Source organism: Streptomyces sp. NPDC050549, assembly GCF_040655035.1.
In the GTDB taxonomy this organism is placed as follows: domain Bacteria; phylum Actinomycetota; class Actinomycetes; order Streptomycetales; family Streptomycetaceae; genus Streptomyces.
In genome coordinates this window covers 98,375-114,525 of the sequence record NZ_JBFAJD010000015.1, presented here as the reverse complement: position 1 = coordinate 114,525, position 16,151 = coordinate 98,375, and the positions used below count along the sequence as shown (strand labels likewise).

At 71.0% G+C, this 16,151-nt stretch carries 15 protein-coding genes; 2 read left to right on the top strand and 13 right to left on the bottom strand.

Annotation, left to right across the window (positions count from 1 at the left end; all coding sequences use genetic code 11):
* The first annotated feature begins 34 nt into the window (after positions 1–34).
* On the top strand, positions 35–739 hold the full coding sequence (locus AB0I51_RS22860; RefSeq protein ID WP_362977857.1) for a GntR family transcriptional regulator: 705 nt from the start codon (positions 35–37) through the stop codon (positions 737–739).
* Between the two features lie 20 nt (positions 740–759).
* On the opposite strand, the gene solA is transcribed toward AB0I51_RS22860, so the two are convergent.
* The 13 genes from solA to AB0I51_RS22795 all read right to left on the bottom strand — a co-directional run bounded on the left by solA (position 760) and on the right by AB0I51_RS22795 (position 14,774).
* A complete protein-coding gene (solA, locus tag AB0I51_RS22855) occupies positions 760–3,222 on the bottom strand; it encodes an N-methyl-L-tryptophan oxidase (RefSeq protein WP_362977855.1) in 2,463 nt (820 codons plus the stop codon).
* Positions 3,219–4,676 carry an aldehyde dehydrogenase family protein gene (locus AB0I51_RS22850; protein ID WP_362977853.1) on the bottom strand — a complete coding sequence of 486 codons (1,458 nt, stop codon included), beginning with the start codon at positions 4,674–4,676 and terminating at the stop codon, positions 3,219–3,221. The genes solA and AB0I51_RS22850 overlap by 4 nt, the downstream gene beginning before the upstream one ends.
* A gap of 11 nt (positions 4,677–4,687) precedes the next feature.
* Positions 4,688–5,539, bottom strand: coding sequence for a creatininase family protein (locus AB0I51_RS22845; RefSeq protein WP_362977851.1), 852 nt, complete (start codon positions 5,537–5,539; stop codon positions 4,688–4,690).
* Positions 5,540–5,568: 29 nt separating this feature from the next.
* Positions 5,569–6,027, bottom strand: coding sequence for a cytidine deaminase (locus AB0I51_RS22840; protein ID WP_362977849.1), 459 nt, complete (start codon positions 6,025–6,027; stop codon positions 5,569–5,571).
* On the bottom strand, positions 6,024–6,788 hold the full coding sequence (locus tag AB0I51_RS22835) for an amidohydrolase family protein (RefSeq protein ID WP_362977848.1): 765 nt from the start codon (positions 6,786–6,788) through the stop codon (positions 6,024–6,026). The genes AB0I51_RS22840 and AB0I51_RS22835 overlap by 4 nt, the downstream gene beginning before the upstream one ends.
* Positions 6,785–7,777: an oligopeptide/dipeptide ABC transporter ATP-binding protein gene (locus AB0I51_RS22830; RefSeq protein ID WP_362977846.1), complete on the bottom strand. Its 993-nt coding sequence runs from the start codon at positions 7,775–7,777 to the stop codon at positions 6,785–6,787. Before AB0I51_RS22830 ends, AB0I51_RS22835 begins: the two co-directional genes overlap by 4 nt.
* Positions 7,774–8,787 (bottom strand): ABC transporter ATP-binding protein, encoded by a 1,014-nt coding sequence (locus tag AB0I51_RS22825; protein WP_362977844.1) that lies wholly within the window; start codon positions 8,785–8,787, stop codon positions 7,774–7,776. The genes AB0I51_RS22830 and AB0I51_RS22825 overlap by 4 nt, the downstream gene beginning before the upstream one ends.
* Positions 8,784–9,473: an alpha/beta hydrolase gene (locus AB0I51_RS22820; protein WP_362977842.1), complete on the bottom strand. Its 690-nt coding sequence runs from the start codon at positions 9,471–9,473 to the stop codon at positions 8,784–8,786. The genes AB0I51_RS22825 and AB0I51_RS22820 overlap by 4 nt, the downstream gene beginning before the upstream one ends.
* A gap of 5 nt (positions 9,474–9,478) precedes the next feature.
* A complete protein-coding gene (locus tag AB0I51_RS22815; protein ID WP_362977840.1) occupies positions 9,479–10,549 on the bottom strand; it encodes an ABC transporter permease in 1,071 nt (356 codons plus the stop codon).
* Positions 10,546–11,457, bottom strand: coding sequence for an ABC transporter permease (locus AB0I51_RS22810; protein WP_362977838.1), 912 nt, complete (start codon positions 11,455–11,457; stop codon positions 10,546–10,548). The genes AB0I51_RS22815 and AB0I51_RS22810 overlap by 4 nt, the downstream gene beginning before the upstream one ends.
* Complete coding sequence (locus tag AB0I51_RS22805) at positions 11,450–13,105, bottom strand: ABC transporter substrate-binding protein (protein ID WP_362977836.1); 1,656 nt, start codon at positions 13,103–13,105, stop codon at positions 11,450–11,452. Before AB0I51_RS22805 ends, AB0I51_RS22810 begins: the two co-directional genes overlap by 8 nt.
* Positions 13,106–13,257: 152 nt before the next feature.
* On the bottom strand, positions 13,258–14,061 hold the full coding sequence (locus AB0I51_RS22800; RefSeq protein WP_362977834.1) for an N-acyl homoserine lactonase family protein: 804 nt from the start codon (positions 14,059–14,061) through the stop codon (positions 13,258–13,260).
* A 164-nt stretch (positions 14,062–14,225) separates the two neighbouring features.
* The gene (locus AB0I51_RS22795; RefSeq protein ID WP_362977832.1) at positions 14,226–14,774 is read right to left on the bottom strand and encodes an ABATE domain-containing protein; all 549 of its coding nucleotides are present in this window, start codon (positions 14,772–14,774) and stop codon (positions 14,226–14,228) included.
* A 100-nt stretch (positions 14,775–14,874) separates the two neighbouring features.
* On the opposite strand from AB0I51_RS22795, the gene AB0I51_RS22790 reads away from it, so the two are divergent.
* On the top strand, positions 14,875–16,107 hold the full coding sequence (locus tag AB0I51_RS22790; protein ID WP_362977830.1) for an MFS transporter: 1,233 nt from the start codon (positions 14,875–14,877) through the stop codon (positions 16,105–16,107).
* Positions 16,108–16,151: the final 44 nt, after the last annotated feature.

Sequence of the window (16,151 nt, the reverse complement as noted above, 5' to 3'; positions counted from 1 at the left end):
CCGACCGCCCCCGAGAAGGGTTTGACCGACTCCCATGACCCCCCAGACTGACGACGAACCCCTCGTCGACGACATCGCGGCCCGCATCCGCGCGCGGATCATGAACGGCGAGCTGGCGATCGGAAAACCGCTGCGCCAGGCGGCGCTGGCCACCGAGTTCGGGGTCAGCCGCACACCGGTGCGCGAGGCGCTGCGTCAGCTCCAGAACGGCGGGCTGATCGAGATGCAGCCGAACCGTGGCGCGGTGGTCCGGGTGCCCGCGCCCTGGGAGGTGCGCCAGGCGTACGAGGTGCGCGCCGAACTGGAGGGCATGGCGGCCCGGCGCGCGGCCTCCCGCATCACGGAACGCGGGCTCGCCGCACTGCGCGAGCACAACGCCGTTCTGTGTGAGGCGGTGGCGCGGGCCACCGGTGAGGGGACGGGGGCCGGGAGCACCGCTACCACAGCGGCGAACGACTGCTTCCACACCGTCATCTGCGAAGCGGCCGACAACCCCTGGCTGACCCGGATGATCGACCGGATCAACGAGAGCTTCCCGCGCAACGTGTCCTCGCTCGCCCTCGCCGGCGACGAACGCCACCGGCAGTTGAACACCCGTGAACACGAGGCCGTGATCGAGGCGTTGGCCGCCCACGACGCCGACCGCGCCGACGCGTTGATGCGCGAGCACGTCATCAGCTCCGGCGAGCATCTGACGGCCTGGTACGAGCGCCGGTCCCAGACGGTGTTCCACGGCTGAGTGGATTGTGCGGCGCCGCCTCATGACGTTCCGCCGGGGAACAGCCGCGCCGGGGCCAGGAAGCCCAGGTCCGGGCGGGCGATCCCGCACACGAGGTCGGCCAGCGCCTCGCCGATCGCCGGTCCGAACTTGAACCCGTGCCCCGAACACGCCGAGCCCAGCAACACCTGAGGTACGCCCGGCAGTTCACCGACCACGAAGCGCCGGTCGGCGGTCATGGTGTAGAGGCACGTCAGGCTCTCCGACACCGGCCCCGCACCGGGCAGCACCTGCGCCACCGCCTCGCTGAGCAGAACCAGTTCCTCGACGGTGGCTCGGGGGCGAGGAGCCTGCGGGTCCCAGGTCGGGCCGCTGTCCAGTCCCGCCTTGAGACCGCGGCCGTCGGTCGCCGGGAAGCCGTACAGCAGGCCCTGCGGCAGATCGACGGAGAAACTGCCCAGGCCGGAGGGGCCGAGCGGTCCCGACGGGTCGGCGGCGAAGTAGGCGTTGACGATCCGGGTGACCGTCAGGTGTGGCGCGAGGGAAGGGACTTGGGCTCCGGTCCAGGGGCCGGTGCACAGCACCAGGCGGCGGGCCCGCAGGACGGCCCCACCGGTGCGGACCAGGACTTCGTCGCCGTCCGCTTCCCAGCCGAGGACGGGAGAGTTGTCCTCGACACGTGCTCCGGACCGTTCGGCCAGGGCCAGTTGGGCGCGGAGCGTCTCCTGCGCGTCGATGATCCCGGCCCGGGGGTCGTGCACCGCGGTGAATCCGGTGGGCAGTCGCAGCCCCGGGAAGATTCGTGCCGCCTCCTCGGCGTCGACTTCCCGGCAGCCGGGGCCGCGCAAGGGGTCCGGACGGTCGTTCGGCGCCGCGTACAATCCGCCCGTGATGTCGAGCAGTTGGGCCTTCGAGGCGCCCTCCAGCTCCGTCCACGCCTGGTAGGCGGTGTCGACCAGGGCGTCCCAGTCGGGGTGGGGATAGGCGCGGCGGATCATCCGGGTCGCCCCGTGCGACGAGCCCAAGTCATGGCCCAGGTCGTACTGTTCGAGCCCCAGGACGTCGAGTCCGCGCGCGGCGAGGTGACGCAGGGTGGCGCTGCCGTGGACGCCGAGACCGACCACGATCGCGTCGTGGCGACGGGAGTCGGGGTGCGTGGTGCGCGGGGTGGGAGTGGGGGCCGTGGGCGGTACGGACTCGATCCCGGCCCCGGCTTCCGCCCCCGCGTCCCGCCGTTCCGCGGCCGACGCCATGTCTCGCCCGTGCAGGCACACGATCTCGCGCACCGCCTCCACCAGGGCGTCCAGATCGTCCTCGTCGTTGTAGACGTGGACGGAAGCCCGGACCACCTTGGTCAGCCCCCGGTGGTCCATGTCCCAGCGGCCGTGTCCGGCCGGTACTGCGATCAAGTGGACGCGCCGGTAGGCGAGTTGGCGCTGGACCTCGGAGGCGTCCAGTCCGTCGACCACGAAGGTGACGATGGCGCCGCCCGCGGCCGGCGGATCGGTCACGTGGACGCCCGGCAGTGCGGAGAGGCGTTCGCGCAGCGTGGTGGCGAGGGCGGCCAGGTGTCGGGCGACGGTGTCCACACCGAGTGCGCCGAGGTCGGTCAGCGCGGCGCCGAGGCCGAGACGCAGGGCGTGTGCGGCTTCCCAGAGTTCGAAGCGTTTCGCGTCCGGCACCAGTTCCCAGCTGCGCTCCGCGGTCCACCGGGCGCCCCGGACGTCGGGTGCCTCGGGGGCGAGCCGGTCCAGGAGCGGGCGCCGGACCGCGAGCAGGCCGGTGCCGCGCGGCCCGCGCAGGAACTTGCGGCCGGTGCCGATGAGCAGATCGCAGCCGATGGCACCCATGTCCACCGGCAGCTGACCGAGCGACTGGGTCGCGTCCAGCAGGAACGGCACGCCGTGGGCACCGGCCAACGCGCCGATCGCGGCGGCGGGTTCGACCAGTCCCGAGGAGGTCGGCACATGGGCGGCCGTCACCAGAGCCGCGGGTCCCGCCCGCAGCGCCGCCTCCAGTGCCTCCAAGTCCACTGCCCCGTCGGGGCCGTTGGGCAGGAGCTCGACCTGGACACCGTGGTCGCGTTCGACCGACAGCAGGTGCAGCGCGCTGCTGACGTAACTGGATCGGGCCGCCAACACCCGGTCCCCGGGGCGCAGTCGAAGCGCGGAGACGGCCCGCTGCCAGCCGGCCGTCGCGCTCTCGACGAGGGCGACCTCCTCCAGCCGGGCGCCGATGAGTTCGGCGGTACGCGCGTAGACGGCCTCCAGGGCGGGAGCCGCGTGTTTCGCGGCCTCGTAGCCGCCGGACAGGCTCTCCGCGCGGAGGTGGTCGATGACCGCCTCGACCGTGCCGTTGGCGAGCAGGGCCGCACCGGCCGAGTTGAAGTGGTGACCGGTGAACGAGCCCGGAGTGCGCGCGCGTTCGGCCGCGATGTTCAGGGTGCGCGGGGGAGGGGGACTCGGGTGCGAAGCGGCCGTACCGGCCGTCACGGGCGCGCTCACAGGGCGATCGTCACGCTCTTGAGCTCGGTGAACCCGTCGACGGCGGCGTCGCCGAGGTCCCTGCCGAGGCCTGACTGCTTCATCCCGCCGAAGGCCACGGCGGGGTCGAACTCGTTGTACGTGTTGACCCACACGGTCCCCGCCTCCAGCGCGGCGGCGGTGCGATGGGCACGGGCCAGACTGCCGGTCCACACCCCGGCGGCGAGCCCGTACTCGCTGTCGTTGGCCAGGGCGATCGCCTCCTCCTCGCTGTCGAAGGGCAGGATCGTGGCGACCGGGCCGAAGATCTCCTCCCGGGCGATCCGCATGTCGGAGGCGACCTCGGTGAACACCGTCGGCGGCACGAACCATCCCGGCCCGGGCAGCGGTTCGCCGCCCACAACCACCTCGGCGCCCTCGGCGCGGCCCAGTGCGACATAGCCGGTGACCCGGTCGTACTGCTCCTGAGACACCAGCGGACCGATGTTGATGCCGCCCGTCAGCCCCGGGCCGATCCGCAGCGCCTCCACGGCCGGCACCAGCCGGTCCAGGAACTCCTTGACGATCGTGCGCTCCACCAGCAGCCTGCTGCCCGCCGTGCACATCTGCCCGGAGTGCCCGAACACCGCGCGCACGGAGTTCGGCACGGCCGCGCCGAGATCCGCGTCCGCGAAGACGATGTTGGGGGACTTGCCGCCCAGTTCGAGCGTGAGCCGCTTCAACGACGGCGCCGCCGCGGCCATGATGTGCCGCCCGACCTCCGTCGACCCGGTGAAGGACACCTTGGCGACGCCGGGATGGGCAACCAGTTCCGCGCCCGTACGCCCGTCACCGGTCAGCACGTTCACCACGCCCTCGGGCACGCCCGCCTCCAGGCAGAGCGCGGCCAGCCGCAGCGCGGTGAGCGGAGTCTGTTCGGCCGGCTTGACGACGACCGTGCAACCGGCGGCCAGGGCGGGGGCGAGCTTCCAGGCGGCGATCATGAAGGGGAAGTTCCACGGCAGTACGGCGGCCACCACGCCCACCGGTTCACGGACGCTGTAGACATGCCGATCGGGACCGGCCGCGTGCACGGTGCCGGCGAGCCGGGTCGGCGTGCCCGCGAAGTGGCGGATGGCCTGCAGCCCCAACTCCACGTCACCGCGGGCGCGTTCGACGGCCTTCCCGTTGTCGAGGGTGTCCAGCACCGCCAGTTGTTCGGCGTCGCGCTCCACCAGGTCGGCGAGACGCAGCAGCACGTCACGGCGCTGCCGGGGCGGAAGCCCGCGCCAACGACGGTCCCGGTGCGCCGCGTCGGCGGCCTCGACCGCCGCCGACACCTCGGCCGGGCCCGCCTGGGCGACCGTGGTGAGCTGCTCCCGCGTGGCGGGATCGAGCACCGGGATGCGTTCCGTCGCGGTGCCGGTGGTCCACTCCCCGCCGATGAGCATGGGCTCGCAGTCCGGCAACCGGGGAATCACGATGCTGGGGTCCACCTGGTTCTCCTTCACGCCTGGCGTCCGGGACGGTGAGTGGGGTCGGGCCACGGTTCGCGGACCGCCGTGGACACCGCCCGGGCTGTGGTCAGGACGCAGCGGTCGAACTCCGCCTCGCCGTGCTTGGGGTTCGCGTCGGCCACGTCCCGGCCCCACACCCCGGTCTCGCTGACCTGGTCCATGCGGTAGTCCCAGAACGAGTCGACGTCGACATGGGAGGTGGCCCGCTCCATCCGCACCAGCTCCGGCGCGAGGTGGAGCATCACGGACGTCTCGAAGAAGTTGGCGTGCATCAACGCCCGCCCGTAGGTGACATGTCCGTCGACCTCGGGCCCCGGGTACATCGTCACGTACCCCAACGCCCGCACCCGCGCGTCCCGGTGACGGACCCTCAGCTTCTCGGCCGACACGTCGAGCGCGCCGTTGTTCCAGATGTGCCCGTTGAGCAGGACGAACTGCCGCACTCCGGAGGCGTACAGCGAGTCGATGACGTCCTCGACCACGGCGATCATCGTCTCCGGCCGCAGCGCCACCGTTCCCGCGAAGTCACCGTGGGACGCCGACACGCCGAAGCTCAGCGGCGGTACGACGGGCACGCCGGTCAGCGCGGAGACGCCGAGGGCGACCGCTTCGCAGATCTTGGTGTCCACGGCGAGGGGGAGATGGGGGCCGTGCTGCTCGGTGGCGCCGACAGGGATGATGACGGCGTCCTGGACCGCGGCCGTCGACTCGGCCTCCGGCCAGGTCAGTTCCTCCCACAGCACCGGCACTCCGGATCCGCCCAACTGCGCGGCGAGTTCGGGGACATCGAGCCCTGTGGGGATGATCCGCCCGGACGGACCGGTGACGAAGACGGACGACATGGCTCTCCTCTCCTCGGGGCCGGTGGTGCTCACCATCGGCGTCGGCTCTTCTCGGGCAGCAGGTCCAGGGCGCGCAGCGGAACGGCCTCGTCCCCGTCGACCGTGGTGACCCACACGGTGGCGTCCGGGCAGTAGTCGCTGATCAGCTCGCGGCACACCCCGCACGGGGCGATGATCCGGAACCAGCCCGCCGGTTTGATCTGCACCGACACCACCGACGTGATGCTCAACTCGGCCCCGGCGGGCAGCGCGCCCCGGGCGGTGCCCATGGCCACTCCTTCGGCACAGATCGAACTGCGCCGGCAGGAACCCTCCACATGGACCCCGGTGTGGACCCGGCCGTCCGCCGTGCGCAGCGCGGTCGCGACCTCGTGACGGCCCGACTGCCACACCCGGGCGAGCAAGTGCTGTGCGGTGGCGAGGAGTTCGACGTCGTCCTCGCTCATCGACGGCGGTACGGCCACGGGCCGCACGTTCGCGGCGCTCATACCGTCAGCCCCAGCAGCCGGGCCATGTTGCCGCCTTCGACCAGCGCCCGGTCCTTCTCGTCCTCGACCGCCTTGGCGATCTTCATGCGCTCCAGGTCGAAGTCGGAGCCCGGCCACTCGCTGCCCATGAGGATCTTCTCCGGTCCGAGCCGCGCGTAGGCGCGCTTCACGTCGCTCATCAGCGTCGCGGACGTCTCCAGGTACACGTGCGGCTGCCGTTCGGCCACGATGATCGCCTCCGGCACGTTCCACACCGCCCCCATGTGGGCGATGATCGTGGGCACTTGGGGGTGGTCCCGGGCGATCTCCTCGATGGCCAGCGGCGCGCAGAACGCGTCGTCGAGAGCGTTGATGAGGATGAGCAGCCCGCGCCGCGCGCACGCCTCGAAGACCGGGTCGAGGAGACCGTGGTCGGCGACGTGATAGCCGTGCAGGCTCGGGTGCAGCTTCAGCCCCACCAGACCTGCGTCGGCCATCCGGTCGATCTCGTCGAGCGCGTCGTCGGCCTGCGGCATCACCTGCCCGAAACCGAAGAACCGGTCCGGGTACATGGCCACCAGCGAGGCGATGAAGTCGTTCTCGATGCGCTGCGCGAGCGAGCACACCATCGCCATGTCCACCCCGGCCGCGTCCATCCGGTCGAGGATGCGCCGCGGCTCGAAGGGCTTGTACGGCGGCGGGGCCTGGCCCTTGCGGGTGCCGGTGAGGTAGTCGGAACGGCCGCGGACGTCCTGAGTGGTGTTGTACGCGTCGATGATCAATGCGATTCGTCCTTACCCGCTGCTCGCGGCTGGCTGGAGATCAGGGGGAAATGACAGCGCGCACTGCGGCCCGGCGCGATCTCGCGCAGCTCGGGTGCGCCGGTGCGGCACTGCTCCGTGGCGATGGGACACCGGGTGCGGAACAGACAGCCCTCGGGCGGATTCGCCGGATCGGGCAACTCGCCCTCCAGTACCTCCTGTTCACGTTTCTCCCCGGGACGCAGCACCGGCACCGAGGACAGCAGCGCGCGGCTGTAGGGGTGCGCGGGGGCGGCGAAGAACGCGTCGCGGGAGGCGATCTCGATGATCTGGCCGAGGTACATGACCGCGATCCGGTCGGCGATGTGCCGTACGACGCCCAGGTCGTGAGAGATGAACAGCATCGTCAGGCCCCGGTCGCGGACCAGGTCGGAGAGCAGGTTGAGCACCTGCGCCTGGATGGAGACGTCCAGCGCCGAGACCGCCTCGTCGGCCACCACGAACTGCGGTGAGGAGGCCAACGCCCTTGCTATGCCGATGCGTTGGCGCTGCCCGCCGGAGAACTCGTGCGGCCTGCGCGCGCCGGCCTCCGCGCCCAGCCCGACCAGGTCGAGCAGCTCGGCCACCGTCTTCGTGGCCTCGGCGCGGGTGGCGCCGCGTGCTCGGAGGAGGGGTTCGGCGACGAGGTCGGCGATCCGGCGGCGCGGATTCAGCGAACCGAAGGGGTCCTGGAAGACCATCTGCAACTCGGCGCGCGTACGGCGCAGTCGGCGCCCGTGCAGCCGGGTGAGGTCGGTGCCGTCGAACTCGATGCGGCCCGAGGCGGGTTCGATGACACGCAGCAGGGCCCGGCCGAGCGTGGACTTGCCGCAGCCCGACTCACCGACCAGACCGAGGGTCTCGCCCTGGAGGATGTCGAGGTCGACGTCCCGCAGCGCCCTGACCCGGCCGCCCGCGCGTCCCGGGTACTCGACCCGCAGTTCGCGGGCCTGGATGAGCGCGGCGGTCATCCGATGCCTCCCTGGGAGCGGGCCGTGGCGCGGGCGGGCGAGGGCAGCACGCAGGCGTCCAGATGGCCGTCCTCGCCGTGGCGCCGCCGCAGTACAGGACGCTCGGAACACGCGTCGTGGACGAAGGGACAGCGGGGCGCGAACGCGCAGCCGGACGGTCGGTCCACCCCGGTCAGGGGGCTGCCCGCGATGGTCGGCAGCCGTCGTACGACAGGACCGCCGATCGGTGGGACGGAGCCCAACAGCCCCATCGTGTAAGGGTGTTGGGGGTGGAACAGCACCTCCTCGCGCAGTCCCTGCTCCACGATCCGGCCCGCGTACATCACCGCCACCCGGTCGGCGACCTCGGCCACGACGCCCAGGTCGTGGGTGATCAGCAGGACGGAGGTGCCGTGGTCGCGCTGGACACGTTTGAGGACGGCGAGGACCTGGGCCTGGATCGTGACGTCCAGGGCGGTGGTGGGTTCGTCGGCGATCAGTACGGCGGGGTCGTTGGCCAGGCCCATCGCGATCATCACACGTTGGCGCATGCCCCCGGAGAGCTGGTGGGGGTAGGCACGTGCCGTGCGGTCCGGGCCCGCGATACCGACCTCGCCGAGCAACTCCACTGCCCTGGAAGTCGCCTGACCTCGCGTCACATCACGATGGGCGCGGATCATCTCGGAGACCTGGGCGCCCGCCCGGTGCAGTGGGTTGAGCGCGGCCAGCGCGTCCTGGAAGACGACCGCGATGTCCCTGCCGCGAACCCCGCGCAACTCCCGCTCCGACGCCTTGACGAGGTCACGGCCCTTGAAGACCGCCTCGCCGCCGATGTGGGTGCGCGGACCGCGGTTCAGGCCCACCAGGCTCATCGACAGGGCGGACTTGCCGGATCCCGACTCGCCGACCAGCGCCAGCACTTCACCCTGGCGGAGAGTCAGGTCCACGCCGTCCACGGCAGGCAGCCGACCCTCCGGCACGTCGAACTGGACGCGCAGGTCCCGGACTTCGAGCACGGGCCCGGACGTCATGAGCTCTCGCCCACGGCCAGGGCCGCCGTGTGGATCAGGTCGGCGACGCGCTCCGGCCAGACCAGGGTCGTGTAGTGGCTGCCCGGTACGTGCTCGACGGTCGCCTTCATCCGGGCCGCCATGTCGTTCTGGATCTCCGGGCGCAGTGTGCGGTCGTCGTCGGCGACCAGGTACCAACTGGGCAGGGTCAGCCAGGCCGGTGTGCCGGTCGGCTGGGTGAAGATGAGGTTCTCCGCCTTGCGGCCCTCCGCTTCCACCACGGCCCGCTGCTCGGGGGAGAGATCGGGACCGATCTCCGCCCAGAACTCCTCGCTCGTCTCGGACTTCCACTCGCCGCCTGGGCCGCGCCGCATGTACTTGGAGATCTCGGCCTCCGCGTACCGCTCGACGATCTCGTTGACCGTCTCGCCCTCGTCGGGCCCGAACGCGGCTATGTAGACAAGCCCTTTGACCCGTGGATCGCGTCCGACATTGCTGATGACCGCGCCGCCGTAGGAGTGCCCGGCCAGCAGCACCGGGCCCGTGGTCTCCGTCAGCACGGCAGCCGTGTTGGCGACATCGTCCTCCAGGGAGGTCATCGGGTTGGTGACGGTGAACAGCCGGTGACCGCGGGCGGTCAGCAGCGGCTGCACCGCCGACCAGGTCGTGGGCCGGCCGCCGGCACCGTGGACCAGCACGATGTCCATACGGGTCATCCTTTCCGTAGCCGCGGATCGAGGACCGTGTAGAGCACGTCCACCGCGTGGTTGACCAGGGTGAAGAGGAGGGCGATGGCGAGGGCGGCGCCCTGCACCACGGGGTAGTCGCGCTGCAGGACGCCCTGGACGAGCAGGCGGCCGACACCGGCGTACGAGAAGACCGTCTCGGTGATCACCGAACCGCCCAGCAGGGAACCGAACTGGAGCCCCAGGACGGTCACGATGGGCAGCCAGGAGTTGCGCAGCACGTGGTGGCGGATCACCACTCCCTCGCTCAGGCCCTTCATCCGCGCGGTCCGCACGAAGTCGTCGTCGAGGACCTCCAGCACCGAGGCGCGCACGATGCGGGTGACGAATCCGGCCATCGACAGCGCCAACGTCACGGCGGGCAGGATCAGATGCTGGATCCAGGGCCACACCAGCTCGGGGCGGTTCTGCAGAATCGCGTCCAGGAGAACGAAGTTGGTGGTCGGGTTGTAGTCGAGCGAGCTGGGCAGCCGGCCCAGGACCGGGAGCCAGCGCAGCCACACGCCGAACACGACGATGCCGAGCACCCCGAGCGCGAACCAGGGCAGCGAGAAACTCACCGTGGCCACGGCCCGGGTCGAGTGGTCGATCCAACTCCCCTTGCGCAGCGCGGCGATGACACCGGTGACGACACCGAGGAGCACAGCGATCGTCATCGCGGCGAGTGTCAACTCGATCGTGGCGGGGAGGGCGTCGCCGAGCAGACCCAGGACGCTGTTGGAGCCGTAGAACGACGTGCCGAGCCGTAGGTGCACCAAGTCGTTGAGGAAGCTGCCGTACTGGACGATCAGCGGTCGGTCGAGGCCGAGTGCCTTGTTGACGCGTGCCTCGTTCGCCGCCAGGTCGGACGCGGACAAGGTGTTGCCGCCGGCCGCGAGCGAGGTCGCCGGTGAGCCGGGCAGCAGCCGCATCGCGAGGAACACCAGGCTGGCCAGCGCGAACAGCACGACGGGGATGACCGCGAGCCGCCGTAGGACCGACAGGGATGGTCCCGCTGTCCACTTGGGCCTGCGGAGGGGGAGCAGTGCGGTGGTCACGCGGGCCCCTTCACGTCGAGTGCGTCGCGCAGGTCGTCGCCCACGAAGTTGCAGGCGACGACGAACAGCAGCGTGAACGTCGCGGGCAGGACGACCAGTCGGGGTGCCGTGTAGAGGAACTCCTGTCCCGCCTGGACCATGTAGCCCCAGTCGGGCTGCGGCGGTTGGATGCCCAGACCGAGGTAGGACAGGCCGGCGGCGAAGCCCGCCGCGATCGACAGCGTCATCACGACCTGGGCGAGCATCGGTCCGGCGATGTTCGGGAGGAGTTCGCGGGCGAGGATGCGCGAGGTGCGGGTGCCGCCCAACTTGGCGGCGACGACGTAGTCGTGGGCCGCCTCGCGCGCGGTCAGGGCGCGGGCCAGCCGTGCCAGACCGGGGGCGAGGGACACTCCGATGCCGAAGACCAGACTGACCGTGCCCGGTCCTGCGGCTGCCACGAGGAGTATGACGAGCAGGATGGAGGGGAAGGCGAGGGCGAGGTCGACGATCCGCATCAGGACCTGTTCGACGACACCGCCCGCGTATCCGGCGACCAGTCCGATGCCGGTTCCCGCGACGGCCGCCAGCGCCGTCGCCGCGAACGCCACCAGCAGCAACGGCCGTGCTCCGTGCACCAGTCGGGCCAGTTCGTCGCGGCCCAGGTCGTCCGTGCCGAACAGATGGCCGGACGAGCCCATCGGCAACAGCGCCGACGAGGTCTGACGCAGCGGGTCCGCCTGGACCAGCAGCGGTCCTACGACGGCCACCAGGACCAGGACGATCAGTACCAGCCACGACAGCACGGCCGGCCAGGACCGCGCCAGCCGGCGCCGGCGCCATACGGCGAGGACGGTCCGCCCGGTGAAGGGCGACGAAGGGGGCCGTACGGTCGCCACGGGTGGTGGAGCCGTCGTGGTGTCAGACACTGGCCTTCTCCATGTAACAGCGATGGTTGGCCAGCGCCGCCGTGTTCATGTGCTTCACGTGCGAGCCGCTGACCACGAGGTTGGCGAAGCAGGCCAGCATCGACAGGACCATGTAGTCCTCCGCCCAACGGCGTTGGATCTTGGTGTAGGCGGCCGTGCGCTGTGCGCCGAGGGGCAGGTTCTTGGCCGTCTCCAGTTCCGCGGCGAGCGAGGCGGCGCCCTTCAGCGTGTCCATGCCAGTAATGGTCGCGCCGTAGAGGCCGGTGGGACTGGCCATGGCACCGACCATGTCGTTGGCGTCCGGGACGTAGGTGTTGCGCTCCCAGATCATCAGGTCGTGGTAGTCGTCCTTGCCGTCGAGGAGCCGGGTGAAGTAGGTGGCCGGGTCGACGGAGGTGGTGACCACCTTGAAGCCGACGTCGGTCAGGTTCTGCGCGACGATCTGCGCGGCCTTCGGGTGCCAGGAGTCGCTGGCCGCCATGAGCCGGATGCGCCGGCCACCGGCACCGGCCTCGGCGACGAGCTGCTTCGCCTTCGCCGTGTCCTGGGTGGAGAGATCGGCGAGACTGGTGTCGTAGCCGCTCTGGGCGGGCGGGATGGCGTAGCCGGCGGGCAGCGCGCCGACGCCGTAGAAGGCCTGGTCGAGGATGGCCTTGCGGTCGATCGCGAGGTTGATGGCCTGGCGGACCTTGAGCTCGGGGACCCGGCGGGCGTCGATCATCAGGATCGCGTTGGCGTTGTACGGCGTCTTGTAGACCGTCACAGAGTCGTCCTTGCGCAGCTGCGCGGCGGCGGAGTACGGGGTGAACTGGGTGGCCGAGATGTCACCGCTGAGCAGCGAACTGACGATCGTCGACGGGTCCTGGACCTGCCGGAGCACCAGCCGGTCGACGGGCGGTCTGCCGAGGCGGAAGTCGTCGAAGGCCGTGAGGGTGATGGACTGGCCGGAGGTGGCGGCGGAGAAGGCGAACGGGCCGGTGCCGACGAGGTGTTTGCCGATGTCGGCGCCGTACTTCTTCAGCGCGGCCTTGGAGATGATGCGGCCGCCGATGTCGGACAGCTGGCCGAGGGTTGTCCGGTCCGGCTTCTTCAGGACCATCTTGACGGTCAGGTCGTCCGGAGCGCTCAGCGAGGCGACGTTCGCGCCGAGGTCGGACAGCGGGCGGGTGGCGCCCTTGGGCAGGGTCGGGTCCTTCTCGTCGAACTGCCGCCCCAGGCTGGCCAGTACGTCCGCCGACGTGAGCGTGGTGCCGTCGTGGAACTTGATGCCCTCACGCAGGGCGAAGGTGTAGGTGAGCTGGTCGTCGGAGATCGTCCAGCTCTTGGCCAGGTCGGGGGTGGGTTCGTTGGTCTCGAAGGAGATGAAGGTCAGGCCCCGGCAGATGCAGTCGACGGCCATCCAGTCGCCCAACGAGGTGTAGAACGACGGGTCGTTGACCGCGCTCGTCGCATCGATGGCGAGGGTCAGCGTGCCGCCCTTGCTGCTCCCCTTCGCGTCGTCGGCCGCCGCACCGCAGGCGCTGAGCAGGGCGGTGAGTCCGAAGCCGACGCCCACTCCGAGGAGTCCCGCGCCCCGGAGCATGGTGCGGCGCGACGCCGTCGAAGGGGTGGAGCCGGGTGAGGACGATCCAGCTGACTGGTCCGACATGTGGGCCTCCTTGGGCACCGATCCTCGGATAATGGATCTCAAAGTGTCAAGATTGGATCCAAAAACATGTTCACGGGCCACAAAGTCCCTCTCGTGTCCCGGGTGTTAAAGGCGTGTGAATCGGGCTGTGGTCGCGATCCGGCCAGTACCGGCTACGCGCCCGGCGTGCCCAGGCGGCGGATCAACTCGGGCCAGACGACGGGGTCATGGCCGGGGACGAGCTCGTAGCCGCGTTCGGCGGCGATGCGCTTGAGCCGGCGGATGGGCTCCACCGTGCTCTCCGGGGCGACACCGATCGAGGCGCCGATCGGGCGCTCGTGCTCGATGTTCTCGGTGAGGTCGGCCGCGTCGAAGGCGAACACGAGACCGCCGCCGTCCGCGAGGTCGACGACGAAGCTCTGGTGTCCGGGGGTGTGCCCGGCGGTCAGTACGGCGGTCACGCCGGGGGCGATCTCCACGTCCCCGTCGGCCTGTCGCCAGTCGATGCGCGGGTCGTCGAAGTCGACGCGGAAGATGGAGTGGCGCTCGACGTCCGGTTGCCCGGACAGGCCGTGGGCCAGTTCCTCCCGCTGTACGTGCACCGGCACCCGGCCCGCGAAGTGCTTGAGTCCGCCCGCGTGGTCGGCGTGCAGATGACTGACGGCCACCGCGTGGATCGCGTCCATCGCGATACCGGCCGCGTCGAGGGCCTCCTCCAGGGGTTCGCCCGGACCCGGGAGGATCGGCCGGTAGTTGGGGGAGCCGTAGAAGCGGCGGCGCAGGGCCGGGTCCCGGATCAGCGCCGTGTTGAAGCCCGTGTCGAGCAACAGCCAGCCGCCGTCGCACTCCAGGAGGACCGCCGGTACGGGTTCACGCAGCCGTTCCTCGTACGGGGCGCCGTGCACGGAGACCGACTTGGGGAGTTCCTCCCAGCCCAGCAGCAGGGGCACGATCCTGCGTACGCCGTGGCGTGTCATGAGGTGTGCGGGTGGGGTGGGAAGTGCATGGGTGATCCGTTCCGGGAGGGCCAGGAGCTGTGTTCGAGGGATCGGGATCGGGTTCCGGGAGGGATCCACACTTTAAGTATGTGGATCCCAAAGGCGGTTGCGCGGAGGTGAACAAGTTCTCTCCGCCGAGCCGGTCAGACCGTCCTGCCCCGCAGTGTCTCCTTCTTGGCGCGGTTTCCGCAGGTGCCCATGGAGCACCAACGGCGGTTGCCGGGGCGTGAGATGTCGAGGAACAGGGCGCCACAGGTGGGGCCCGCGCAGTCGCGGACGCGGGTGAGTGACGGGGAGGTCGCGAGGTCCAGGGCATCACGGGCGACGAGGGCGAGAGTGGCCCGGACGGGGTCATCGGCCTGCCAGTCGAGCCGCCCCGTGCGGTTCAGGCGCGGCACCGGGACGGGGTGTGCGGCGGCCCCGTTGACCAGGGCGAGCGAGTGCGCGTCGGGCATCCCCCCGGCGCGGGCGGCGGTGATCAGCGCGTGGACGGCCTCGCGCAGGTCGCGTGCCCCGGCCGCATCGGCGTCCCCTCCTGCCGCGCAGGGACCGCACTGCCGCACCCACGCCGACAGGGCCTCGGCGTCGGGGAGTTCCTCCACCACGCCGGGCGAACCACGGTGGCGCAGGGTGCGGACGAAGTCCAGGCAGAGGCGGCCGGCGCCCTGGCGGAAGCGCGGAGTCGATGACACGCGCCCACTGTACCTCCGTGGAACCGGTTTAAGTGGTGCCAGGAGAGCGGGTCTCCTGCTACCGTCGGCCGAACCAGTCAAACCGGTTCTCGCGTGAGGTGTGTCCGTGCCCCGCTGGGTGATCCTCGTCCTGTCCCTCGCCTGCGGTGTGGGCGTCTCGACCATCTACTTCCCGCAGGCGATCAGCTCGCTCGTCGCCGCCGACCTGAACGTCTCCGCCGGCTCGGCCGCCCTCGTCGTCACGGCGGCCCAATTCGGCTACGCGGCCGGGATCTTCCTCCTCGTCCCCCTCGGCGACCGGCTCCCGCACCGCCCCCTGATCGTCACCCTGCTCGTACTCACCGCCGCAGGACTGCTTGCCGCGAGCGCCGCGCCCTCGCTCCCGCTGCTCGTCGCCGCGAGCGCGGTCACCGGTGTGACCACTGTCGTGCCCCAGATCATCATCCCGATGACCGCCGGACTCGTACCCGCCGAACGCCGCGGAGCCGTCACCGGCACCCTGCTCAGCGGCCTGATCGGCGGCATCCTCCTGGCCCGCACCTTCAGCGGCACCCTCGGAGAGCGGTTCGGCTGGCGGGCGCCGTACGTCGTGGCGGCCGTCATCGTCCTGGCGCTGGCCGCGGTCCTCTCCCGGGCCGTCCCGCCGACCACACCGTCCACCCGGCACGCCTACCCGGCCCTCATAGCCGCCCCGCTGCGGCTGCTGCGCAGCGAACCGGACCTCCGCCGCTCCTGCCTCTACCAGGCCATGGTCTTCGCCGGCTTCAGCGCCGCCTGGACCACGCTCACCCTGCTCGTCACCGGACCGACGTACGGCATGGGCGCCCAGGCGGTCGGCATCCTCGGACTGGTCGGCGCGGCCAGCATGTTCAGCACCCCCCTGGCCGGGCGGCTGGCCGACCGCAGAGGCCCCGACACGGTCAGCCTCCTGGCCATGCTCGGCACGATCGCCTCGGCGGCGCTCCTCGTACCGGCCGCCGGGGGAGGCACGGCAGGCCTGCTGACCCTGGCCGCAGGCATGCTGCTGCTCGACGTCGCAGTCCAGGCCGGCCAGGTCGCCAACCAGGCCCGTATCTTCGCGCTGCGGCCCGAGGCCCGGGCCCGTATCAACACCGCGTACATGACCTGCGCCTTCCTCGGCGGCAGTGCGGGCTCCTGGCTGGGTGTGCGCACCTACGACCGGTTCGGCTGGCGGGGTGTGACGGGTCTGGTCGCCGCCCTGGCCGCGGTGGCGCTCGGCCGGCATCTGCACCACGTTCGCCGGGCGCGGCTCGGCGAGAGGCGAGTGGACCGGTCAGGATTCGAGAAGCGCGAGGCCATGCGTTCCCCCTAGCGTGACTGCCAGGTGCAGCACCGTGTACCGGAAGCGGACGTACC

Coding starts and splice junctions, on each gene's coding strand:
- AB0I51_RS22860 (WP_362977857.1), top strand. CDS start 35: ATGACCCCCCAGACTGACGACGAACCCCTCGTCGACGACATCGCGGCC.
- AB0I51_RS22845 (WP_362977851.1), bottom strand. CDS start 5,539: ATGTCGTCCGTCTTCGTCACCGGTCCGTCCGGGCGGATCATCCCCACA.
- AB0I51_RS22840 (WP_362977849.1), bottom strand. CDS start 6,027: ATGAGCGCCGCGAACGTGCGGCCCGTGGCCGTACCGCCGTCGATGAGC.
- AB0I51_RS22830 (WP_362977846.1), bottom strand. CDS start 7,777: ATGACCGCCGCGCTCATCCAGGCCCGCGAACTGCGGGTCGAGTACCCG.
- AB0I51_RS22825 (WP_362977844.1), bottom strand. CDS start 8,787: ATGACGTCCGGGCCCGTGCTCGAAGTCCGGGACCTGCGCGTCCAGTTC.
- AB0I51_RS22820 (WP_362977842.1), bottom strand. CDS start 9,473: ATGGACATCGTGCTGGTCCACGGTGCCGGCGGCCGGCCCACGACCTGG.
- AB0I51_RS22805 (WP_362977836.1), bottom strand. CDS start 13,105: ATGTCGGACCAGTCAGCTGGATCGTCCTCACCCGGCTCCACCCCTTCG.
- AB0I51_RS22800 (WP_362977834.1), bottom strand. CDS start 14,061: ATGACACGCCACGGCGTACGCAGGATCGTGCCCCTGCTGCTGGGCTGG.